Source organism: Streptomyces alkaliphilus, assembly GCF_014141535.1.
In the GTDB taxonomy this organism is placed as follows: Bacteria; Actinomycetota; Actinomycetes; order Streptomycetales; family Streptomycetaceae; genus Streptomyces; species Streptomyces alkaliphilus.
The window spans coordinates 1-3929 of record NZ_VKHT01000474.1 but is presented as its reverse complement, the minus strand read 5'-3'; the positions used below and the strand labels follow the sequence as shown (position 1 = coordinate 3929).

Here is a 3929-nt window from a genome sequence, read left to right as displayed (position 1 = left end):
ACGTGGGTGACGCGTGCCGCGCGGTCGGCGCCCCGACTCGCCGGAGGCCCTGTTGGCGTACCTGGGGCGAGGCGCCGACCGCGCGGCACGCGTCACCCACGTCGAGCACCTGCCCGGCCGGGACGCCCGCCATGCCCCATGGCCCGCGGATTTGTCCCCGGAGGTGGTACGGGCGCTGGCGGACGCCGGGATCGGGCGTCCCTGGGAACACCAGGCGGACGCCGTGGCCCGCGCGCTGCGGGGCGAGTCGGTGGTCGTGGCCACCGGCACCGCCTCGGGGAAATCGATCTGTTACCTCGCGCCGGTGCTGCACTCCCTGGTCACCCCGCCGGTGGATCCGGTCCGGGCGAATCCACCGGGGCCACGACGGAGCACGCGACGATCCGCCCCGGGCGCCGCCGGGCCCTCCCCGTCGCGGCAGGCCACCGCCCTGTATCTGGCACCGACCAAGGCGCTGGCCGCCGATCAGCGGCGGGCGGTGCGGGAGCTGGCGGCTCCCCTCGGGCAGGCCGTGCGGCCCGCCGTGTACGACGGGGACTCCCCGCCCGAGGAGCGGGAGTGGGCCCGGGCGCACGCCAACCTGCTGCTCACCAACCCCGACATGCTGCACCGCTCACTGTTGCCCGGCCATCACCGGTGGGCGGGGTTCTGGCGGGCGCTGCGCCACGTGGTGGTGGACGAGTGCCATGTCTACCGGGGGGTGTTCGGCTCCCACGTGGCCCAGGTGCTGCGCAGGCTGCGCCGGATCTGCGCCCACTACGGCGCCGAACCGGTCTTCCTCGCTGCCTCGGCGACCGTCGCCGATCCCGCCGCCTCGGCGGGACGGCTGATCGGCGTGCCGGTCACCGCAGTCACCGAGGACGCCTCGCCGAGGGGACGGATGGTCTTCGCCCTGTGGGAACCGCCGCTGACCCGTGAGCGCGAGGGCGGCGGGGAGCGGGGGGCGCCCGTGCGAAGGACCGCCGTCGCCGAAGCCGCCGACCTGCTGGGCGACCTGGTGGCCGGGGGCGTGCGGACGGTGGCCTTCGTCCGCTCCCGGCGCGGCGCCGAGCTGATCTCCCTGATCGCCCGGGAACGACTGGGGGGCGGCCCCGGGGTCGGGGCGACTTCCCCCGCCGGGGACGTCCCGGCGGAGGCCGACCCCGGGCCGGCGGGTCGGGTCGCCTCCTACCGGGGCGGTTACCTGCCCGAGGAGCGGCGGGAGCTGGAGGTCGCCCTGCGCTCCGGGCGGCTGCTGGGACTGGCCGCCACCAACGCCCTGGAACTGGGCGTGGACGTCGCCGGCCTGGACGCCGTGTTGATCGCGGGTTACCCCGGCACCCGGGCCTCGCTGTGGCAGCAGGCCGGACGTGCCGGCCGCCGGGGCACCGACGCGCTGGCCGTGCTGATCGCCCGCGACGACCCCCTGGACACCTATCTCGTCCACCATCCCGGAGCCCTGCTGCGGCGGCCCGTGGAGGCCACCGTGCTCGACCCGGACAACCCGCACGTCCTCTCCCCGCACCTGTGCGCCGCGGCGGCCGAACTGCCGTTGGGGACCGCCGATCGGGAGCCCTTCGGCCCGGTCGCCGGGGAGCTCCTCCCCCGGCTGGAGGCACGCTCCCTGCTGCGCCGGCGGGGTGACCGCTGGTACTGGACCCGGCGCGAGCGGCCCGCCGCCATGGTGGACATCCGGGGCTCCGGCGGCGATCCGGTGCGGGTCGTGGAGGCCGACACCGGTCGGCTGCTGGGCACGGTGGACGCCGCCGCGGCGGACCGCACCGTTCACCCCGGCGCGGTGCACCTGCACCGGGGCTCCACCTACGTGGTCCGGGAGCTGGACCTCGAGGAGCGGGTCGCCCTGGTGGACGAGGCCAACCCGCCGTGGACCACCACGGCCCGGGAGGTCACCGACATCTCGGTGCTGGAGACGGAGCGCTCCGTCCCCGCGGGCGATGACGCGGAACTGTGCTTCGGCACGGTCCGGGTGACGCACCAAGTGGTCTCCTGTCTGCGGCGACGGCTGGTGACGGGCGAGGTGCTGGGCGAGACCCGGCTGGACCTCCCGCCGCGCACCCTGACCACCCGGGCGGTGTGGTGGACGATGACGGAGGAGGCCACGCAGGCCGCCGGCGTCGCCCCCGACGCGCTGCCGGGCGCGCTGCACGCCGCCGAGCACGCCGCGATCGGCATGCTGCCGCTCTTCGCCACCTGCGACCGCTGGGACATCGGCGGGGTCTCCACCGCCCTGCACGGCGACACCCTGCTGCCCACGGTCTTCGTCCACGACGGGCACCCGGGAGGCGCGGGCTTCGCCGAGCGGGCCTTCCACACCGCGCGATCGTGGCTGACCGCCACCCGGGAGGCGATCGCCGCCTGCGAGTGCGCCGACGGGTGTCCCTCCTGCGTGCACTCGCCCAAGTGCGGCAACGGCAACGAGCCGCTGGACAAGCACGGCGCCCTCCTGCTGCTCAGCCGGTTGTGGCACGGGCACGCGCCGTGAGCCGGTGGGGCCCGGCCCGGCTCTCGACGGTGAGATCGGCGACGAGCGCGCCGGGTGGGTCGTGCGGGTGGAGGCCGGGACCGACGCCGCAGCGCACCAGGCGCGTCCCACCCGCCTCGGCGACGATCCCGGCCTGCTCGCAGGCCCTTTCCGGACCGTGCCAGGCCCGTTCGGCCGCCGCCAGGGCGGCGAGGTCGGCGGCGCCCGCCGCGCGGTGACGGGCCTCCACCACCGCGGCGAGGGTCAGGACCGCGCCCAGGACGACGGAGAGCAGACCGAGACAGGCGACGCACCACACCGTGGCCGCGCCCCGGTCCGCCCGGACGGCGCCCCGGGGGGACCGGGCCGGGGCACCGGGGGCACGGCCACCGGCGGGTGGGCGAATGGTCGTGCCGGCCGCCCCGATGCCCGTCGGGTGGCCCGGCGCGCCGCATCCCGGGCCGCTCTCCGGCGGACGGCCCGACCCGCCGGGAGGAGACCCGGCGCCAGGGCGCGCGCCCGACCCGGCGGCGGCGGGGCCGGCCGCGAGGGTCGGCCCGAGGGCCTCGACGCACCGCTCCCCGTGCCGGTTCGGGGGAAACGAGGCGGTGGGCGCCGTCCCGTCGGTCGGTGACCCCCGGCCGGCTCGCCGCCCGAAGCCTTCGAGTCGCCCGGCGCGCGGGGTCGGCGGAACACCGCCCGGCGGGGAGGCCCCGGTGGTCGGGTCAGGGCTCCACATGCGCCACCGCCTCCGTCGACACCGACAGCGCCGGCAGCGGCCCCGCGGCGGGCGTGCGCGCGGTGACCCTCACCCGGTGCAGGGTCTCCTCGCGTTCCCCGCTCACCTCGGCACCCGGTGGGGCGAGGGCGAGCGCCGTCCGTCGGACGGTCTCCTCCGGCTCACCGCGCGCCGCCGCGCGGGCGGCGGCCCGGGCGGCGTCCGTGCACTGCAGGGCGGTGACGGCCGCGCCCGTCCCCCAGAGCAGCACACCCAGCAGCAGGACGAGGGTGGGCACGACGAGCGCGGTCTCGGCGGTGACGTACCCGCCGTCCCGGCCGGACGGGCCCCGGGCGCGCGGACTCCGGTGGGTAACGGCGGGCACGGGCGGCTCAGAGCACCGCATGGAGCGCCCTTTCCACCAGCCCCTGGAGGGCTCCGAGGATCGCCCCGGAGGTGACCACCTGGTGCAACCCGGCCGCCAGCGCGGCGGCCGCGAGGGTTCCCACGGCGTACTCGGCGGTGCTCATGCCGGCGTCACCCGGGGGGCCGGCACGGCGGGTACGTCGGGGGTCTCGGGCCGGTGGGCGCGGTACGCGCCCCGGTACCGGACGGATGACGAGCCGCCGACGCCGGTTCGGGGGCGGCACGGGAATGAAACGGGTCTCGGACACGGGAATCTCCCATCGATGGATGCGTGCGGACGGCGGGGACGGACGAGGGGGCGAGAAGGCGCGCGGGGTCGGGAGC

At 77.5% G+C, this 3929-nt stretch carries 4 protein-coding genes; 1 reads left to right on the top strand and 3 read right to left on the bottom strand.

The features are described 5' to 3' along the window. Positions 1 to 13: 13 nt before the first annotated feature. Positions 14 to 2482 carry a DEAD/DEAH box helicase gene (locus tag FNQ90_RS15195; protein WP_182606875.1) on the top strand — a complete coding sequence of 823 codons (2469 nt, stop codon included), beginning with the start codon at positions 14 to 16 and terminating at the stop codon, positions 2480 to 2482. On the opposite strand, the gene FNQ90_RS27450 is transcribed toward FNQ90_RS15195, so the two are convergent. From FNQ90_RS27450 to FNQ90_RS28185, 3 genes are all read right to left on the bottom strand, one after another. Next, the gene (locus FNQ90_RS27450; RefSeq protein WP_323379981.1) at positions 2451 to 2780 is read right to left on the bottom strand and encodes an Rv3654c family TadE-like protein; all 330 of its coding nucleotides are present in this window, start codon (positions 2778 to 2780) and stop codon (positions 2451 to 2453) included. The genes FNQ90_RS15195 and FNQ90_RS27450 overlap by 32 nt on opposite strands. 406 nt (positions 2781 to 3186) lie before the next feature. Next, on the bottom strand, positions 3187 to 3585 hold the full coding sequence (locus FNQ90_RS15185; protein ID WP_182606873.1) for a TadE family type IV pilus minor pilin: 399 nt from the start codon (positions 3583 to 3585) through the stop codon (positions 3187 to 3189). Beyond that, entirely contained in the window at positions 3572 to 3829 is a 258-nt protein-coding gene (locus FNQ90_RS28185) for a DUF4244 domain-containing protein (protein WP_323379982.1), read from the bottom strand. Before FNQ90_RS28185 ends, FNQ90_RS15185 begins: the two co-directional genes overlap by 14 nt. Positions 3830 to 3929: the final 100 nt, after the last annotated feature.

Excerpts from the sequence above, each read along its gene's own strand:
- FNQ90_RS15185 (WP_182606873.1), bottom strand. The coding sequence starts at position 3,585 with ATGCGGTGCTCTGAGCCGCCCGTGCCCGCCGTTACCCACCGGAGTCCG.